The sequence below is a fragment of the Paramesorhizobium salinisoli genome (assembly GCF_003335045.1).
Taxonomy (GTDB): Bacteria; Pseudomonadota; Alphaproteobacteria; order Rhizobiales; family Rhizobiaceae; genus Paramesorhizobium; species Paramesorhizobium salinisoli.
In genome coordinates, this window is record NZ_QOZG01000002.1 from 662,635 (window position 1) to 678,639 (window position 16,005).

General features: G+C 58.4%; 20 protein-coding genes. 7 read left to right on the forward strand and 13 right to left on the reverse strand.

Annotated features, from left to right (window positions below):
* Positions 1 to 6: 6 nt before the first annotated feature.
* Positions 7 to 1,089, reverse strand: a complete 1,083-nt coding sequence (locus DUT91_RS06730) for a DNA topoisomerase IB (RefSeq protein ID WP_114439693.1) — start codon at positions 1,087 to 1,089, stop codon at positions 7 to 9.
* A 123-nt stretch (positions 1,090 to 1,212) separates the two neighbouring features.
* Here DUT91_RS06730 and DUT91_RS06735 point away from each other — a divergent pair, with 123 nt between their 5' ends.
* Both DUT91_RS06735 and DUT91_RS06740 read left to right on the forward strand, forming a co-directional pair.
* The gene (locus DUT91_RS06735; protein WP_147272164.1) at positions 1,213 to 1,497 is read left to right on the forward strand and encodes a hypothetical protein; all 285 of its coding nucleotides are present in this window, start codon (positions 1,213 to 1,215) and stop codon (positions 1,495 to 1,497) included.
* 65 nt (positions 1,498 to 1,562) lie between these two features.
* Positions 1,563 to 1,913: a DUF427 domain-containing protein gene (locus tag DUT91_RS06740; RefSeq protein WP_114439561.1), complete on the forward strand. Its 351-nt coding sequence runs from the start codon at positions 1,563 to 1,565 to the stop codon at positions 1,911 to 1,913.
* A 201-nt stretch (positions 1,914 to 2,114) separates the two neighbouring features.
* Here the strand turns inward: DUT91_RS06740 and DUT91_RS06745 are convergent, their stop codons facing one another.
* The 3 genes from DUT91_RS06745 to DUT91_RS06755 form a co-directional block, all read right to left on the reverse strand.
* On the reverse strand, positions 2,115 to 2,444 hold the full coding sequence (locus DUT91_RS06745; RefSeq protein WP_342634444.1) for a hypothetical protein: 330 nt from the start codon (positions 2,442 to 2,444) through the stop codon (positions 2,115 to 2,117).
* A gap of 56 nt (positions 2,445 to 2,500) precedes the next feature.
* Positions 2,501 to 3,148, reverse strand: coding sequence for a UdgX family uracil-DNA binding protein (locus tag DUT91_RS06750; protein WP_245419612.1), 648 nt, complete (start codon positions 3,146 to 3,148; stop codon positions 2,501 to 2,503).
* A gap of 181 nt (positions 3,149 to 3,329) precedes the next feature.
* The gene (locus DUT91_RS06755; RefSeq protein ID WP_114439564.1) at positions 3,330 to 3,959 is read right to left on the reverse strand and encodes a PRC-barrel domain-containing protein; all 630 of its coding nucleotides are present in this window, start codon (positions 3,957 to 3,959) and stop codon (positions 3,330 to 3,332) included.
* 237 nt (positions 3,960 to 4,196) lie between these two features.
* Here DUT91_RS06755 and DUT91_RS06760 point away from each other — a divergent pair, with 237 nt between their 5' ends.
* Positions 4,197 to 4,394: a hypothetical protein gene (locus DUT91_RS06760; protein ID WP_114439565.1), complete on the forward strand. Its 198-nt coding sequence runs from the start codon at positions 4,197 to 4,199 to the stop codon at positions 4,392 to 4,394.
* A gap of 177 nt (positions 4,395 to 4,571) precedes the next feature.
* Positions 4,572 to 4,928, forward strand: coding sequence for a hypothetical protein (locus tag DUT91_RS06765; RefSeq protein WP_114439566.1), 357 nt, complete (start codon positions 4,572 to 4,574; stop codon positions 4,926 to 4,928).
* 41 nt (positions 4,929 to 4,969) lie between these two features.
* Here the strand turns inward: DUT91_RS06765 and DUT91_RS06770 are convergent, their stop codons facing one another.
* From DUT91_RS06770 to DUT91_RS06780, 3 genes are all read right to left on the reverse strand, one after another.
* Entirely contained in the window at positions 4,970 to 6,400 is a 1,431-nt protein-coding gene (locus DUT91_RS06770) for an alpha,alpha-trehalose-phosphate synthase (UDP-forming) (RefSeq protein WP_114439694.1), read from the reverse strand.
* 115 nt (positions 6,401 to 6,515) lie between these two features.
* Entirely contained in the window at positions 6,516 to 7,244 is a 729-nt protein-coding gene (locus DUT91_RS06775) for an alpha/beta hydrolase family protein (protein ID WP_114439567.1), read from the reverse strand.
* The gene (locus tag DUT91_RS06780; protein WP_114439568.1) at positions 7,237 to 8,325 is read right to left on the reverse strand and encodes a DUF3182 family protein; all 1,089 of its coding nucleotides are present in this window, start codon (positions 8,323 to 8,325) and stop codon (positions 7,237 to 7,239) included. Before DUT91_RS06780 ends, DUT91_RS06775 begins: the two co-directional genes overlap by 8 nt.
* Positions 8,326 to 8,532: 207 nt before the next feature.
* Here DUT91_RS06780 and DUT91_RS06785 point away from each other — a divergent pair, with 207 nt between their 5' ends.
* Positions 8,533 to 8,739, forward strand: coding sequence for a hypothetical protein (locus DUT91_RS06785; protein ID WP_114439569.1), 207 nt, complete (start codon positions 8,533 to 8,535; stop codon positions 8,737 to 8,739).
* 116 nt (positions 8,740 to 8,855) lie between these two features.
* Positions 8,856 to 9,413, forward strand: a complete 558-nt coding sequence (locus DUT91_RS06790) for a sigma-70 family RNA polymerase sigma factor (RefSeq protein ID WP_114439570.1) — start codon at positions 8,856 to 8,858, stop codon at positions 9,411 to 9,413.
* A 9-nt stretch (positions 9,414 to 9,422) separates the two neighbouring features.
* Here the strand turns inward: DUT91_RS06790 and DUT91_RS06795 are convergent, their stop codons facing one another.
* Positions 9,423 to 9,614, reverse strand: coding sequence for a hypothetical protein (locus DUT91_RS06795; protein ID WP_114439571.1), 192 nt, complete (start codon positions 9,612 to 9,614; stop codon positions 9,423 to 9,425).
* A 294-nt stretch (positions 9,615 to 9,908) separates the two neighbouring features.
* Here DUT91_RS06795 and DUT91_RS25755 point away from each other — a divergent pair, with 294 nt between their 5' ends.
* Positions 9,909 to 10,058, forward strand: a complete 150-nt coding sequence (locus tag DUT91_RS25755) for a hypothetical protein (protein WP_160113630.1) — start codon at positions 9,909 to 9,911, stop codon at positions 10,056 to 10,058.
* A 103-nt stretch (positions 10,059 to 10,161) separates the two neighbouring features.
* On the opposite strand, the gene DUT91_RS06805 is transcribed toward DUT91_RS25755, so the two are convergent.
* From DUT91_RS06805 to DUT91_RS06825, 5 genes are all read right to left on the reverse strand, one after another.
* Positions 10,162 to 10,986, reverse strand: a complete 825-nt coding sequence (locus DUT91_RS06805) for a DUF2189 domain-containing protein (RefSeq protein WP_114439572.1) — start codon at positions 10,984 to 10,986, stop codon at positions 10,162 to 10,164.
* Positions 10,987 to 11,202: 216 nt separating this feature from the next.
* Positions 11,203 to 12,150 (reverse strand): ABC transporter substrate-binding protein, encoded by a 948-nt coding sequence (locus tag DUT91_RS06810; protein ID WP_114439573.1) that lies wholly within the window; start codon positions 12,148 to 12,150, stop codon positions 11,203 to 11,205.
* A 122-nt stretch (positions 12,151 to 12,272) separates the two neighbouring features.
* On the reverse strand, positions 12,273 to 13,271 hold the full coding sequence (locus DUT91_RS06815; RefSeq protein ID WP_114439574.1) for an ABC transporter permease: 999 nt from the start codon (positions 13,269 to 13,271) through the stop codon (positions 12,273 to 12,275).
* Positions 13,268 to 14,827 (reverse strand): sugar ABC transporter ATP-binding protein, encoded by a 1,560-nt coding sequence (locus DUT91_RS06820; protein ID WP_114439575.1) that lies wholly within the window; start codon positions 14,825 to 14,827, stop codon positions 13,268 to 13,270. Before DUT91_RS06820 ends, DUT91_RS06815 begins: the two co-directional genes overlap by 4 nt.
* Positions 14,824 to 15,999 (reverse strand): Gfo/Idh/MocA family protein, encoded by a 1,176-nt coding sequence (locus DUT91_RS06825; protein ID WP_114439576.1) that lies wholly within the window; start codon positions 15,997 to 15,999, stop codon positions 14,824 to 14,826. The genes DUT91_RS06820 and DUT91_RS06825 overlap by 4 nt, the downstream gene beginning before the upstream one ends.
* Positions 16,000 to 16,005: the final 6 nt, after the last annotated feature.

Below are 16,005 nucleotides of genomic sequence, written 5' to 3' on the forward strand. Positions count from 1 at the left end.
TATCCACTAAACCGGATCGTTTTCCAGGCGCTCCAGCCAGCGCAGCACCATCGCCTCCTCTTCATGGAGATCTTGCGGAATTTTGCGCATGCGGCGACGGATTTCTCCCAGCTCGGGGGATAGCCGGCCGTCGCTCCATGCGGCTATCACAGCGGGATGGATATAGCATTGACGGCAGACCGTCCTCGTGTTGCCGAGCTTCGCCGCGACCTGATCAATGATGCTGTTCATCACCCGGGCGTGCTCGCCTTTCGTCGCCGGCACCTCGGTCCCTGCGAAAAGCCCGGCCGCCCTCACTGTGCCGCCCCAGGTCCTGAAATGCTTCGAACTGAACGCAGGCCCTCCAGCCTCGCGGATATAATCATTCACATCCTGCGACGCCACGGAATGGCGCTGGCCGTCAGCATCGAGATATTGGAACAGCCGTTGATCCGGTAGATCCTGCAGCGCCCTTATCACCCTTGCGATGCGGCGGTCGGTAATCTTGAGGTTCCACTCCTTTCCCGACTTGCCGCTGAACTGCAATCGAAGGGTCGAGCCTTCCAGTTCCACATGCTGCTCACGCAATGTCGTCAGGCCGAAACTGTTGTTATCGCGTGCATAGGATGGATTGCCGATGCGGATCATGGCGCGATCGAGCAGCCACACGACCGCGGCAAGGATGCGCTCGCGCGGCACCCCATGCCGGCGCAGATCGCTGTCCACCTGCTGGCGTAGCTTCGGCAAAGCGCGGGCGAATGCCACGAGGTTCGAAAATTTCACCTCGTCGCGATATATAGTCCAGCGCGCGTGATAGCGATATTGCTTGCGCCCCCGCGCGTCGCGGCCCGTCGCCTGGATATGACCGTCCTCGTGAGGCGAAATCCAGACATCGGTCCAGGCAGGCGGGATGGCAAGGCTTCTTATGCGCGTCAGCGTCTCGCCGTCGTCCAGTCTGCTTCCGTCCGTCGCGACATACCAAAAGCCCTTTCCCACCCGCCGGCGCCGGATGCCCGGTTCCGTATCATTGCAATAGATGAGGGACGCGGCCCGCGCCGTCGCCTGTACGTCGACATAGTCGTTCTCGCTGTTTCCCGGCGCCTTGAGCACGATGCCCTCCCGAAGCTGAAGTCTGCCGGAGGAAACGGAAAATGATGCAACGGGTTCCACGCGAGCGGGAACATGGGAGTGGTCGGCGAGTTTAGCCTGAAGTTCGAAACTGGATTCCACGCGATGACCGACATATCCAACGAGGAGATCGAGGGGCGGCTGGTAGCACAGCGCGAGGTGCTGGGTCTGGTGCTTGCCCTTCTTGCCCGACAAACCGATGCAGGCGAACGATTCTGGGATGAGCTTGAGGGAAGGGCGGCGTTCCAGAACCAGCAGGAAGACCCGGGCGCTCTGCCAACGGGTGCGTTCGCGACGCAAGCGGCGTTGATGCGCGAATACAGACTGATCGTGGAGGAGGCCCGCGGCCGCTTCGCGGAAGGAAAAGAGAAGCCATGGGAGAAGCTCTGATCGGAACCATTCCCATTCACTCGAATTAGGATGTTATCGGCGTTAGCAGGAATGGAGATCTGGAGATGACAGACACCCGAACGACAGAGGAGATAACCGTGAGGGATCATCGCGAACCGGTGACCGTGCGGTTTCACGAGGTGGTCGTCGCCTCGTCAGAGCGTGCGAGGGAATTGCGCGAGCCCGGCCATGACCCGGTCCTCTATATTCCCTTCGACGACATCTATTTCGTCCATATGCAGAAGACTACCACGCAGACTGAATGTCCGCGGAAGGGAGTTGCGAGCTACTGGCGGATCGTCGGCCAGGGCACTGCGGCCGAGGATGCCGTGTGGACCTACGAGGACCCCAATCCAAGCGTCGCCCCTATCAAGGGCTATGCGGCGTTCGATCCATCCAAGGTAAGCTTTGAATGAGCTCCGTGACCTTGATTATGGAGGAAAGACAATCATGCCAGAAAACCTCCTCTGGTTTCTTATCGTAGCCGGCGGACCCGTCATTCTCGGGGCGCTTCTGGCTTTTGGAATCATGAAATCGCGGCGTCTTCGCAGGGGCGAGCGTGAAGCTCAGTCCCGCGCCACAAAAAAATTATACGGTGACGAATAGTATTCAGTCGCTCACATCTGGAGAGGCTTCACCACATTGGGATCTATATTGCCCTCGACGACCTCACGAAGGCCTTCCCCGGGATATGTGTCCGTTTCATCTTCGATGACGGTATAAAGCTTATCCTCGCGGAAGGCGCTCCAGGTCCGGGTCGAGGCATCGTCGATAAGCTTTGCGTCAATGTCGAGAAAATCCTTCTCTGCCTCCGAGGCGACCAGCCGCGCATCCGCTGCCGAGCGCGCCCGAACTACGACCTCTCCCTGATAAGGGGAATTATCCCACCGCGGATCATTCGGCTCCGCAATGGGAACCAGTCGGAAAATCTTCAACTTTTCCATGATGGCTATCCTGTTTTGGCTGGGATAAATGGCTTCGGCAGCATGAAATAACGTGAAATTTATCTATTTGTTCCGATCGCGTGTCTGGGCGTCCGAGATGTCTCATGCACGAATTCCGCCGCCGTCCTGAGATCGCCCACGAATTGCTCACGCTGTGCGGCCATGTCTGCCTTGTTCCGAACGCGCAGGAGATAGGAGGGATGAACGGTGAGGAGCAGGGCATATACTCGCGTAAACGGCATGATACGGCCCCTGTCCCGCATGATCTTATATTTTCGGGGTTCCAGGGCGTTGGCGGCAGTCGCGCCCAGAGCGACGATTAACCGAGGACGGACGAGTTCCAATTCGCCCTCGAGCCACCACCGGCATGCCTGCACCTCGCCGGCATTCGGCCGCTGGTGAATGCGCCGCTTACCCCTCAGTTGAAACTTGAAATGCTTGACCGCATTGGTGACATAGCACTCAGTTCTGTCGATCCCGGCCTCTTCCAGGCATTTATTGAAGATGGCGCCTGCCGGACCGACAAAGGGACTGCCGGCCAGGTCCTCCTTGTCTCCCGGCTGCTCTCCGATGAAGAAGATCGAGGCGTCAGGCGATCCTTCTCCGAATACAGTCTGAGTCGCATCCCGGTAGAGGTCGCAACGCGTGCAGCCTGCCGACTGGCGGGACAGTTCTTCAAGTTTTTCCTGCGCCGTGCCGCCATGCACCTCAAACGCTGCGCGTGTCGGGTCCTTATCAAGCAACACAAGTTCCTTTCGAAACCAGGAATGATGTTGGGAAAACCCGTTTTGCCGGGGATGTTCCAGAAACCCACGCGCTGGATGCAATGAAGCGGCCACGCCTGGCGTGGCCGCTTCATCGTTCATCATATCCCGTCTCTTGGCGGTATTATTGAGCCGGAGCGGGTGTAGCGGGCGCCGGTGTTGCGGGGCTGGTCTCCGGGCTGTTGCCCATGGTGTTATTATCCGTGCCCATGGTGTTATTAGCCGGCATCTCGCCCTGCTTCTCGGTCGCCTTGCCCGGATCGGCGATGCCGCCGGTGAATTGCTCCGACGTCTCGAAGGCTGGCGCCTGATCCAGCTGTTCCTTGGTCACATCGGAGACGAACCAGCGCTCGCCGTCGTCCTTCGTTGCCAGATCGAGCCGATCAAAACCTACCGCAACGTTCTTCTCGCCGATACCCAGGAAGCCGCCGACGCCGATGACGGCGGCCTGCGCCACCCCATTTGGACCGATAATGATGTCTTTTACATCACCGATCTTTTGGGCGTTTTGATCCGGGCCGGTATAAACGCCGGTTCCGATCACCCCTGATGCAATCACCTGGCCATCAACGGCAGTGAAGTTCTGGTTTGGATCTACCTTTGGCGCTAGTTCAGGCGGATACTGAAAGAGATCCCGGGTTTGCGCGGGGGGTTCCGGCTGAGCCTGGGGGGTCGTTTGATCGGTGCCTTGAGCGAACGATACGCTCGACAGCATCGCAAGTGCCGCGGCACTTCCCAAAAGTTTCTTAAGCATGGCAAATCTCCTTTGCTCGGGTTTTCAGAACCGAAGCGTTATTTCCGTGTGCCATTGCTAACGAAACAGGCCCGCGAACGTTCCAATATTTTGACGGTGATATTCTGTCGTACTTTGGCGAGGAGAGCCGGAACTTTGCCAGAAACCGGAGGTTATACAGCGATCGAAGCAAAAGCAGAAAGCAGGACCGGCGCCGGTCATGAAGCCCACCGGCGAGACCGCCCTTGAGGAGCCGATATGGAAGCAGATAAATGGAACAGGAAAAAGCTCGAGGAGTTGAACGATATGTCGCGACAGCAGACGGAAATCTATCTGCGCCGCTCATCTATCGGGTTTCTCGAATGCGCGATCAATCTCATGGCAACGCATATGCCGCTTAAGGATGTTGCCGAGATATTGGAGGCTGAAGCCAGGTCAATCAAGGAATTAGGCTGAAACAGTCTCTTTCATCAAGGGGCCCTTCCCATTCATGGGCTTTACGCATGTTCGGCTTGCGCTTGGCCAATTCCCCTGCCGGCGTTACACTCCGGTCTGGTGGAGGAACCAAATGTTCTCCCAACGGTTTCCATGGTTCCCCACCTTGGGGACCATTCCTGAGAGAAGGGAAAAGCAATGCAATTGCGTGAGACGCGAATTATTCCTGCCACCACTTCCGGTCAATCACCCTCCGTCGAATTCCTGGGCGGGAAAGGCGAGCGGGTGACGGTGAAGTTTGCCGCAGGGGAAGATATCGAGAACGCCAACCGCGAAAGCCTGATTTCAAAAGCGACGTTGCTCCTGGCGGAGTTGGTGAACGCCGACACGGCGGGAGATCTCGATAAGAAGGGCGCCGATCATCGCTCCGATGAGAGAACGGCAGATCCTGGCGAACTTGAAGAACAGCTTCAGGAAGGCCTGGAAGACACCTTCCCCGGCAGTGATCCGGTCTCCGTTACCTCAACAGGGATACCGGGCAAACCGAAGGAATAATACGCTCCGAAAATAGGCGGCGGGCTGAGGTTTCCAGCCCGTCATCGTATGCGCACTATCTTCGCAGCCTTGGTACTTTGGGTGCTTTGTGTCGAGACATAGGGAGCATGGCCGAGCGCTTCCAGGAAGGTGGTCTGCCACCAATGCGCGTCGGTGGTCTTTATGCGGTCGAGCAGCTTGCGCTGGCGGTTCTGACGTTCCTCCAGCGGCATGGTCACAGCCCGCCTTATCGCCCCGGCAACCTCGCCCGCGTCATAGGGATTGACGATCAAGGCTTCCTCGAGCTGCTCGGCGGCACCGGCAAATTTCGACAGGATGAGAACGCCGGGATCGTCGGCCGGCTGAGCTGCGATATATTCCTTCGCCACCAGGTTCATGCCGTCGCGAAGCGGGGTTATCAACCCGATGCGGCTTGCATGGAACAGACAGGCAAGCTTGTCGCGGGGAATGCTGCGATTGATGTATTGGACGGGAGACCAGTTGAACTCGGCAAATTTCCCGTTGACCGCTCCCGACAATTGTTCAAGCTCGGTTCTTATCTCTGTATAGGCCAGGACATCCTCCCGGGTGGGGGAAGCGATCTGGAGGTATTCGGCAAAGCCGCGGTATTCGGGATAGGCATTGAGAAATTCCAGGAAAGCCCTCGTGCGCTCGGGGAGCCCCTTTGAATAATCGAGCCTGTCCGCAGAAATCATCTGGATACGCCCAAGGATATCACGTCGCATCCGCTCCAGTTCGACGGCATCATCGACCTTATTCGCCATCGCGGCGAATTGCTCGACATCGATGCCGATGGGAAAAGCTCCCAGCCGGATAATCCGGCCAGCGGCTTTGATCAGATTGTCCGAAATGAACTCGACGTCCGCATGTTCTGCGAGATAGAGCCGGAAATTTTCCAGATCCCGGTTGGTTTGAAAGCCGATCAGATCAAACTGGAAGAGGCATTCCCGCAGCCATTCATGCCGCGGCACCGCAGAGAAGATTTCCGCCGACGGAAAGGGGATATGCAGAAAAAAACCTATCCGGTGCCTGCTTCCCAATTTTCTCAGTTCCTGGGCGACCGGGATGAGATGATAATCGTGCACCCAGACGAGATCATCGCTCTTCAGTTCCGGAAAGGCCGTCCGGGCAAATCGTTTGTTGACGGAGGAATAGGCTTTCGCAAAAGCCTCGCTGAACTCGATGAGGTCGAGGCGGTAATGGAAAGAGGGCCAGAGCACCCGGTTCGAAAAACCGAGATAGTAGTTTTCATGCTCTTCCTCAGTGAGGGAAAATGTGAGGGTCGTGATAGCCTCGTGTTGCTTGCGGCTCGTGGCCGGATCCTCTCCGGGACCGCTAACAGCGCCGTTCCACCCCACCCAGAGACCTTCGCCCCTGCTCAGGGCATCGGCGATACCAACCGCCAGCCCCCCGATCTGAGTCTTTTCACCTATTTCAGCAACACGATTGGAAATGATTACCAGGCGCTCCACGATCCATACTTTCAAAAATTCAGGTATTGAATAACTGTTTCCCGGCCAAAGCAGTTCCGGAAAGAAGAAGAAAAACATCCTTTGAACATTCCCCCGGTCTCGCGGGCCGAGCCGCTCAACGGGCGCCCAGCACCATCTCGCGCAGCCAGCGCAAAAGCAGGCAATCATAGGCCCGCTGGCATTCGGCGCTGGTCAGGGCATGATCGGCGCCGCCTATCACCCTTGAGGTGATGGAATGCGCATAGAGAAAAGCCGCCCGGTAACTGGCAATGACGGTGGAAGGTATGATCTCGTCTTTTTCGGATGAGATGATCAGGACATCACCCTGGAATGACCGGCAGTTGCGTAACGCCCTGTTCTCGTCGGTCGGGATCAGGGATGATCGGTAACGTACGAGATCCGCCCGATCCAGGGAGGCCTTCGGCACATCCCAGTTCTGATCCCTGTAGAGGGCGGGGGCCCGCAAAGCGAGCCAGCGGACCGGCCTCAGCGAGGTCAGGATGGAGGCGAGATAGCCGCCATAGCTGCTGCCCACCACCGCGATCGCCGCCGGATCCACCGAGGGATGCGACGCCAATACGTCATAAGCGGCAAGCACGTCGCTGAGGTTGTCGCCTCTCGTCACCGTTTCGACCCGCGAAAGCGTCCCGGCATGGCCGCGCATGTCGAAGGTGAAGCATATACAGCCGAGGGCAGCCATATGCTGCGCGCGCTCCATGTCCCGCTTCTGGCTGCCGGCCCAACCGTGCAGAAACAGAATGCCGGGCGTTCCTGTCTTCGGCAGCGCAAAGGTTCCAAGAATTTCCTCACGGTCCACTCCTATCGAGACCTGTTTGTTAAACATGATACCTTGCCTCCAATCTCGAATATTTGATCATTGGTCCTTCCTGCGGATCCTCCCCTGCAAAACAAATCAGATCAGCTTTCGCGGCGGGTTCTGTGCGGCCGAATTCCTCGAATGACGAGACCTGCACCGCCGCGAGAGACGGATCGCGCCTGAACGCTTCGACGGCAAGAAGTTCGGCGCTTGTCGCTCCGCCCAGTCGCCATGATTGTTCCAGTACGCCTATCTTCCGCTTTCCCACGCCGTCCGCTCCGACCAGCACGTCATAGTTTTTCCGCGAGGCGACGAGGCCAAGCTCATCATGCGCAAGGTCATCGTAGAGCTTTCCCGACAAGACTATGCGAGCCGCCGCCGGGTCCTTGAGCCAGCCGATCAGATCCGACCAGCCACCCTGGACCGCCCATAACCGCGTCCCGCCATATGCTGGCTCTTCCCGGTTGTCGGTGGTGAGCCTTTGAGTGCCGAAATAGGAAATCTGAATATGGTCTACCAAGACCTGCCCGACACTATAGGTCGTGGCGTGCTCCATGTTCTCCTCGACGACATAGCCGCCGGTCAGGCTTGCCGGCTCCAGAAGATCGACGAAGCCATGGAGCGCCTGCCGGTCGGCGATCACAGTCTGGCCATGGCCGCCGTCGGCTTGTGCCGCTTTGATCCGGATGCGGCCTTTGGTCAGCAATATCTCGGCGGCCTGTATCAGGTCTTTCGCCGTAAAAACCGAGAAACCGTCCAGCACGGTTTCCTTCAGCCGCGCGGAAAAATCGTACCTCCAATTTTCCGGCGCCTGGGCGGCCTCCGCCACCAGCGGATGCGTGATGATCTTCGTCGCCATGAATTCATGCGGCACGGCGCCACCGAACAGATCATGATGATCGAAAGCCTTCAGCGGTTTTTCATGCGTATCCAGTATTATCGTTTCGAGGGGAACGTAGTAACAACCGGCGATCGTGCCGAACTCGGCCGGCGCATCCAGAAATGGGCAACCCTTAATCTCCGCGAGCTTGCGGCCGAGATTGATCAGCGTGGCGATTTTATGGACCGCTTGTTCGCCCTTATATGAAAGAACGACGTTCTTCTTCATGGCAACTCCGTTGGCTGTCGAGCACCGGCAATCGCCGTTGCTCACCTCGGATCACAAGTGACACCTGGGATCACAAGTGAATTGAGGTGAGTTTGTTCCCTTGCTGCAAATGGCGGCAACAGCCTCGATTGATGGCGAGGAACGCTTTGCAGCAGACGGCGTTACGATCGATATAGCTAACCATCGCATCCTCGCCGGGAGATAGACATGAAACCAATCGTTGCCGCCCTTCTCAGCGCGTCCCTGGCCGCTTTAGCCGCCTGCAACAATGAGCAGCAGAACAATACGAGCGAAACCGTGGACCCCAATCCCGCAGTCAAGACCAACAGGTCACCAGATACAGGGACTGGCGGACCGGTGCCCCGTACGCCCAAGGATGGGGACGAACAGAAGATTCAAAGCCCGTCAAACTAGCGTCATTGGGCTCAATTCCGGGCCGGGGCAAAAAACACCGTCCAGGCGGAACCTACAATCCTCCGCGACGTTCTCCATCATCAAATCACATCTCTCGATCTTCATGGGAGCGTCCAATGCATGCTGTCAGCGAACGCCAAACAGATCGCGTTTCCAACGATTTAAAAGATCAGATGGCGTCGATCCTGCCTGCGTTAAGAGCTTTTTCGCGCACATTTTTCAAAAATCCTGACGATGCCGATGATCTTGTTCAGGAGACATTGAGAAAAGGGCTGGGGAGCCTTCATCAATTCACGCCGGGAACAAGCATGAAGTCGTGGCTGTTTACGATCATGCGCAATACATACAATACTGCCGTGCGACTAAAGCTGAGGGAAGTGACCGGCTCCGAACGATGCGTATCCGAAAATTGCAGCACGAGCGCCAATCAGGAATGGGTATCGAGAGCCCGCGAACTGCAGGACGCGCTGCACGAAATACATCCGGAAATGCGTGAAGTCATCATTCTGGTGTCCGTCATGGGGAGCAGCTACGAGGAAGCTGCGGAAATATGCGGCTGTGCGATTGGCACCATCAAAAGCAGATTGAACCGCGGCAAGGCTCAACTTCTGGAAAAACTCGGGGAACAGGATCGCCATTCCATGCTCGAGACCCCGCAACAGGGAAAATTCTAGGGAAGTAGATCACTCTTTGCCCTTAGCCTTTTCCTCTCCTAGCTGGCGCAGCAATTGAAGCTGTAGCTGATCCCACAATTGTCGGGTTTCGGCGGGAACCGGAATACTGGCGATAAATTCGCCGAAATGGCGTAGTTCCTCATCCAGACGTTCTAGCGGCGTTTCGCCTTTATCACTCATGTTTTTCTCGTTTCGCTCCATGCGACGCTCCTTTCAATTCACGGCATTCCAACAAATCTGCGATTGGCATGTTCCTGAAACTCCGTGGCAAGGCGCATCTAGGAGGTATTAATGCATCAGTTCGGCATTTCATTCAGTGGATAGTCTTCGACTGGCCCACAACCCCAGCGTAATATCGACTGCTTTCCAATTTGCAAATGATCGACCCGGACTTTCGCGCATCGGGCGCATCAGGAACGATCCCAAGCCGAAATCGTTAAACTGCGAAAAGAACCGTCTCGCGGATTCGGATCATCAGCCTAAGGAGTATCGATCGTGACTCAACTTGATGCATTTCTGCTTTTGATCGGAATCGGTTTGGCGGCTTGCGCGTTTCTCGGGATCGGCATCCTGACCCTCTATCTGAAGTCTTCGGGCAGACGGAATAAGTATCTCACCCAGCAAAGAGATGCGGGCGTGGAATAGTGATCTTCAAAAACAATTGCAGGAATAAGTCGCGGCGGCGCAGCCCGCCGATCGGCCGGTGTCAAACGGGTTCGTTCAGCTCCTGCGCAAGGTTGCAACAGGACTATCGAGCTGCATTTACCCGCATCGAGACTTCCGGCTCCACCACCCGGCGATAAAGATGCCAGGTCGCATGGCCGAGCACCGGTATCACGATCGCAAGGCCGGCAAACAATGTTATGAAGCCAAGCGCCAGAAGGGTCATCACGATCATTCCCCATAGCGCCATGGGTATGGGATTGAGCAATACGGCCTTGACCGACGTCATGATCGCCGCGAATGCACCGACATCATGCTCGATCAGCAGCGGGAATGTCACGACGCTCGTGCATAGCACCATGACTGCGAAGGCCAGGCCGAGGAGATGGCCCCAGATGATCAGCCGCAGACCTTGTTCTGTCGTGAAAACCTGCTGGAGGAAACCGCTGATCGTATCAGCCCTCATCGTGCCGAACAGATTTTCGTAGAGTGCCTGCGCCGTGAGAAGCCAGGCGATGAAAATAGCGAAAAGCAGGGCGCCAGCGGCAATGATCGAGGGAATCGCCGGCGATCGCACCACGTCGAAGGCATGCCGCCAAGAGGTATCGAGGCCCTGTTCCCGCCTGCGGCTGATCTCATAGAGGCCAATTGCCGCGAGCGGTCCAAGAAGCGCAAAGCCTGACATCAAGGGATAGAGCAGCGGCAGCATATGGGCGCCCGATGTCCATCGCGCGATGACGAGGCCGGCGATCGGATAGATCAGGCAGAGGAAAACATAATGCGACGGCTTTTCCCAGAAATCGTTGAATCCCTGACGAAGAGCGGTAACGACATCCGAGACGCCGATCCGGCGCACCTCGGGATAGACAGGGGATCTACTCGCACCGGCAATGACATGAAAATTGGCCATGGCTGTTTTTCCCAACTGAGTGGAACAACACACCGGTGGCGTCCGTGCGAAAAGCGGAGCCATCGGACCGAAATCTGCACATAGCGCGAATATACGCCAATTGGCGCTATTTTGCCAGCGAGGCGCCCGCAAAAGGGCCTATTGGGCATGGGAGCGAATGGAAAACGCGGAACTTCCCAACGGAAGCCCCGCGTTTCGGCAGTGAGGGGCTACAGATCAGAAGGGCGAATCCGGGAAATAGAACTCCTTGGCGTTCTCCTTCGTCACCAGCGTGGCATCGAGGATATAGCTGCCGCGAATCGGAATCTGGTCGTAGAAATTGCTTGCCGTCAGTTCCATCGCCGTCGCGATCATCGCCGGCGGGTAGAGGACATCGACCGGGATCATGGTGTCGCCATCGGCGACGCGCTTGATCATTTCCTTCATGCCGGCGCCGCCGACGACGAATTTGATGTCCTTGCGGTCGGCCTGCTGGATGGCCTCGAGCACACCGACGGCCATGTCATCATCCTGGCACCAGACGGCATCGATCTTCTTGTACTTCGCGAGATAGTCCTGCATCACCTTGAAGGCATCGTCGCGCGACCAGTTGCCGAACTGGCGGTCGAGCACCTTGATATCGCTGCCCTTGATCCCCTCGTCGAAGCCCTTCTGGCGTTCCTCGTCGATGACGATGGGCAGGCCGCGGATGACGACCACATCGCCCTTGCCGCCAAGCTCCTTCTTGATGTATTCGCCGGCGACGCGGCCGAGTTCGGGATTGTTGCCCGCAACATAGAGATCCTGGATTGTCTGGTCCGACAACGCACGATCGACCACGGTGACGAAGATGCCCTTTTCCTTGACCTGCCGGATCGGATCGGTCAGCTCATCGGAATTGTGCGGAAGAGTGACCAGCGCATCGATGCCTTGAGCGGTCAGATCCTCCAGCGCATTGGCCTGGGAAGCGCCGTCGGGCGACGTCTTCACCGTGATCTTCAGCCCGGGATAGCGGGCTTCCAACGTTTTCTTGGCGCGTTCCGCGTGATAGACGACGCCGCCGGTCCAGCCATGGTCGGCGGCTGGAATGGAAACGGCCATATTGACTTGCCTGTCCTGTGCCTGCACACCGGTCGCAGCCGACGCAAGCGCCAGGGCTGCTAAACCCATCAAAATGTTTTTCATGTTCTCTCTCCCTAAAAAGGCCTCTCTGACGAATGGCGGCCGGCCCTTTCGCCGCCTCTCCTCCACGACGGTGCCCGTGTGTCCGTAGGGGACAATACCCGCGCCCGTATCCGAAAACCTCTTCACCGCCGTCCGAGCGAGCGCTGTATCAGCATGGCAATGATGATGATCGCCCCCTGAACGGCCCCGATAAGATATTCGCTGACCATATCGGACAATACCATGATGTTGCCGACCAGCTCCAATATCAATGCGCCGCAGATGGTCCCCCAGATTCGTCCGACGCCGCCGCGCAAAGCAGTGCCGCCAATGACCACCGCGGTGATCGCCTGAAGCTCCCATAACAGCCCGGTCGTGGGTGTCGCGGCGCCGAGCCGCGGCACATAGACCAAGACGGCGATCGCGACGCAGATGCCCTGGATGACATAGGTCAGCGTGCGGACCCGGTTGACCGAAATGCCGGAATAACGCGCCACTTCCTCGTTGGAACCCACTGCCATGACATGGCGGCCGAAGCGCGTCCGGTAGAGAATGAAAGCGCCGAGGATCGCCACGACAAGGATGACGATGACGGGTATCGGCACACCCAGCACATTGCCGAAATAGATCGGCCGGTAAGCTGCGCGCAGCTCCTGCGATTTCATCGCGATGGAGCCGCCTTCCGCCAGATAGATGGTCAGCGCGCGGAAGATACCCATCGTACCGAGCGTCACGATGAAGGGCTCAATGCGGCCCAATGTGGTAATCAACCCATTGGCGAGGCCGCACAGGGCGCCGGTCGCAAGAGCCAAGCACATGGCCGCCGCGATCATGCCGCTATCGCCGGCAACAGCGCCGGTGTTGAGGAAGAGGATCATCGTGCCGGCGACGAAAGCCGCCATGGAGCCCACGGAAAGATCGAGACCGCCGGCCGAAATGACGAAGGTGGCGCCGATCGCTATGATCGCTATGAAAGCGCTACGGGTGACAACATTGGTGAGATTGTCGAGGCCGAGAAAATTCGGATTGACCATGGCGCCGAACACGAACAACACCGCCAACGCCACGAAAGGCGCAACGGCCCGCAGATCGATATCGCCCAGGGATCGCTTCGCAGGTTGTGCTGCCGTCGTATTGCTCATGCACCTTCCGCCACCAGGGCGGCCTCCTTCATGGTCGCACCGGTTGCCAGCACGACGATCTCAGCTTCGGTCATATGTTCACCCGCAACCTCACCAGCAATTTCGCCGTTGCGCATCACGATGATGCGGTCGCAGATGCCGATCAACTCCGGCATTTCAGACGAGATGACGATGACGGATTTTCCCTCGGCAGCAAGTCCGGTGATAAATTTATAGATCTGTTCCTTGGTGCCTATATCGATACCGCGCGTCGGCTCGTCGATGACGACGACCTTTGGACCGAGCAGCATCATCTTGGCGAGCAGCAGCTTTTGCTGGTTGCCGCCCGAGAGCTGACCGGCGAGAAGGTCGCGGTTGCGCGTGCGGATATCGAAATCCCGGATGGCCTGGTCGAGCGCCTGGTCCTCGCGTCTGCGGTCGATCAGCATGCCGCGCACGAATTTGTCGAGGCCGGCCAGGGTGAGATTGATCTTCAGGCTCTGCCCAAGCAGCAGGCCCTTTCCCTTGCGATCCTCGCTGAGATAGACAATGCCCGCCTCCATGCTCTGCTTGGAATTCTTGAATTGGACCGCGTTTCCGTTCAGGCGGACACTGCCATTCGCCGGCCTGAGGCCGATAATGCCTTCGAGGAGTTCCGTCCGTCCCGCGCCGACAAGCCCGGCGAAGCCGAGAATTTCGCCGCGTTTCAACGAAAAGCTGGCATTTCTGGTAAAGCCCGGCACCGTCATGTTCTCGACTTCGAGGACGGTTTCTCCGGTCTTTGCCTCGGCGCGCTCGGGATAGAGTTTCGAGACATCGCGGCCGACCATCAGCCGAGCCATATCCACCGGCTCGAGATTGGCGGCGTCATAGGTGCCGACCAATTTCCCGTCGCGCAGAACCGTGACGCGATCGGCGATGGTTTTCACCTCGGGCAGCCGATGGGAGATATAGAGGATCGCGGCGTTCTTGGCTTTTATTGCGCCGATCACCTTGAGCAGCGCCTTGGTCTCGACAGGGGTCAGCGAGGCCGTCGGCTCGTCGAAAATGACTATCCGGTGCGGAACCAGCAAGGCGCGGGCGATCTGGACAAGCTGACGCTGGGCGATGGAAAGACGATTGACCACCGTCTTGGGGTCAATATCGGCGCCGAGATCGAGAACGGCGCGGTGCGCGCCTTCCGCCATGGTCCGCTCGTCAAGGACAATGCCCCTGCGAAGCTCGCGCCCGAGATAGATGTTCTGCGCCACCGTCAGATCAGGCGCCAGCAGGATTTCCTGATGGACGAGGACGATGCCACGCTCCTCGGCATCGACCGGACCGGTGAAGGCGGTCTTTTCTCCATTGACTTTCAGCGTGCCTTTCGAAGGCGCGAGATGGCCCGAAAGGATCTTCATCAAGGTCGATTTGCCGGCACCGTTCTCGCCTATGATGGCGTGGACCTCCCCCGGTACCAGCCGCAGGCCGATATCACGCAGCACCTCGACCGGCCCGAAGGATTTCGAAATACTTGTCGCTTCCAGCAAGGTCTCTGCTGGCGGCGGATCCGTCGGGGAAGGGGTGAGAATCTCGCTCATCCGACCTTCGTCCAGACATTGCCGGCCTTGGACGAGGCGACGGCCGCTTCGATGAACTGCATACCGGCGAGCCCGTCCCTGACCGTCGGGAAGGTGACGGCGTCATCCGGCTTGCCGCCGTCGCGGGCGGCGATGATGGCGCGCGCGGCTTCCGCATAGATATTGGCAAAGCCTTCGAGATAACCTTCCGGGTGCCCGGCCGGGACGCGGGTGACCCGCGCTGCCTCGGGCCAGGCACCCGCACCCCCGCGTGTGAGGAGTTGCTTGGGCTCACCGAAACGGGTGAACCAGAGATAGTTCGGGTCGGCCTGCGTCCATTCGAGGCCGCCCTTGGTGCCATAGACGCGCAGCTTCAGGCCGTTCTCATGGCCCACGGCGACCTGGCTCGCCCAGAGCATTCCCTTTGCGCCGCCCTTCCAGCGCAGGAGGATCTGCACGTCGTCATCGAGTTGCCTGCCTTCGACAAAGGTGGTGAGTTGGGCCAGCAGCTCATCGAGTTCCAGCCCGCTGACGAAGCAGGCGAGATTATAGGCATGGGTGCCGATATCGCCGATACAACCGCCCGCGCCAGAGCGCTTGGGGTCAGTGCGCCATTCAGCCTGCTTGCTCCCCGAAGCTTCCGCCCGCTCGGTGAGCCAGTCCTGCGGATATTCAGCCTGGACCAGACGGATATCGCCGAGTTCGCCCTTCTCGACCATGGCGCGGGCCTGCCGCACCATGGGGTAGCCGGTGTAATTGTGGGTGACGGCGAAGACCTTTCCCGTCCTGTCGACGAGATCGACGAGTTCCCGCGCCTCCCTGACGTCGAGCGTCAGTGGCTTATCGCAGATGACGTGGATGCCTGCCTCAAGGAAGGCCTTTGCGGCCGGAGCATGCATGTGGTTGGGCGTCACGATGGCGACCGCCTCGATGCCGTCGGGCCGTGCGGCCTCGGCCTTCGCCATCTCCTCGAACGAGCCATAGGCACGGTCGGGCGCGATACCGAGTTCCAGTGCGGATGCGCGAGCCCGCGCCGGATCCGACGAGAGCGCGCCCGCGACGAGCTCATACTGATCGTCGATGCGCGAAGCGATGCGGTGCACGGCGCCGATGAACGCGCCCTGACCGCCACCGACCATGCCGAGGCGGATCCGCCCGGCATTCCGTTCCTGCCTGCTTGCTTCTATCGTCATGGTGCA

Excerpts from the sequence above, each read along its gene's own strand:
- DUT91_RS06735 (WP_147272164.1), top strand. The coding sequence starts at position 1,213 with ATGACCGACATATCCAACGAGGAGATCGAGGGGCGGCTGGTAGCACAG.
- DUT91_RS06740 (WP_114439561.1), top strand. The coding sequence starts at position 1,563 with ATGACAGACACCCGAACGACAGAGGAGATAACCGTGAGGGATCATCGC.
- DUT91_RS06755 (WP_114439564.1), bottom strand. The coding sequence starts at position 3,959 with ATGCTTAAGAAACTTTTGGGAAGTGCCGCGGCACTTGCGATGCTGTCG.
- DUT91_RS06760 (WP_114439565.1), top strand. The coding sequence starts at position 4,197 with ATGGAAGCAGATAAATGGAACAGGAAAAAGCTCGAGGAGTTGAACGAT.
- DUT91_RS06765 (WP_114439566.1), top strand. The coding sequence starts at position 4,572 with ATGCAATTGCGTGAGACGCGAATTATTCCTGCCACCACTTCCGGTCAA.
- DUT91_RS06775 (WP_114439567.1), bottom strand. The coding sequence starts at position 7,244 with ATGTTTAACAAACAGGTCTCGATAGGAGTGGACCGTGAGGAAATTCTT.
- DUT91_RS06780 (WP_114439568.1), bottom strand. The coding sequence starts at position 8,325 with ATGAAGAAGAACGTCGTTCTTTCATATAAGGGCGAACAAGCGGTCCAT.
- DUT91_RS06785 (WP_114439569.1), top strand. The coding sequence starts at position 8,533 with ATGAAACCAATCGTTGCCGCCCTTCTCAGCGCGTCCCTGGCCGCTTTA.
- DUT91_RS06790 (WP_114439570.1), top strand. The coding sequence starts at position 8,856 with ATGCATGCTGTCAGCGAACGCCAAACAGATCGCGTTTCCAACGATTTA.
- DUT91_RS06795 (WP_114439571.1), bottom strand. The coding sequence starts at position 9,614 with ATGGAGCGAAACGAGAAAAACATGAGTGATAAAGGCGAAACGCCGCTA.
- DUT91_RS06805 (WP_114439572.1), bottom strand. The coding sequence starts at position 10,986 with ATGGCCAATTTTCATGTCATTGCCGGTGCGAGTAGATCCCCTGTCTAT.
- DUT91_RS06810 (WP_114439573.1), bottom strand. The coding sequence starts at position 12,150 with ATGAAAAACATTTTGATGGGTTTAGCAGCCCTGGCGCTTGCGTCGGCT.
- DUT91_RS06815 (WP_114439574.1), bottom strand. The coding sequence starts at position 13,271 with ATGAGCAATACGACGGCAGCACAACCTGCGAAGCGATCCCTGGGCGAT.
- DUT91_RS06820 (WP_114439575.1), bottom strand. The coding sequence starts at position 14,827 with ATGAGCGAGATTCTCACCCCTTCCCCGACGGATCCGCCGCCAGCAGAG.
- DUT91_RS06825 (WP_114439576.1), bottom strand. The coding sequence starts at position 15,999 with ATGACGATAGAAGCAAGCAGGCAGGAACGGAATGCCGGGCGGATCCGC.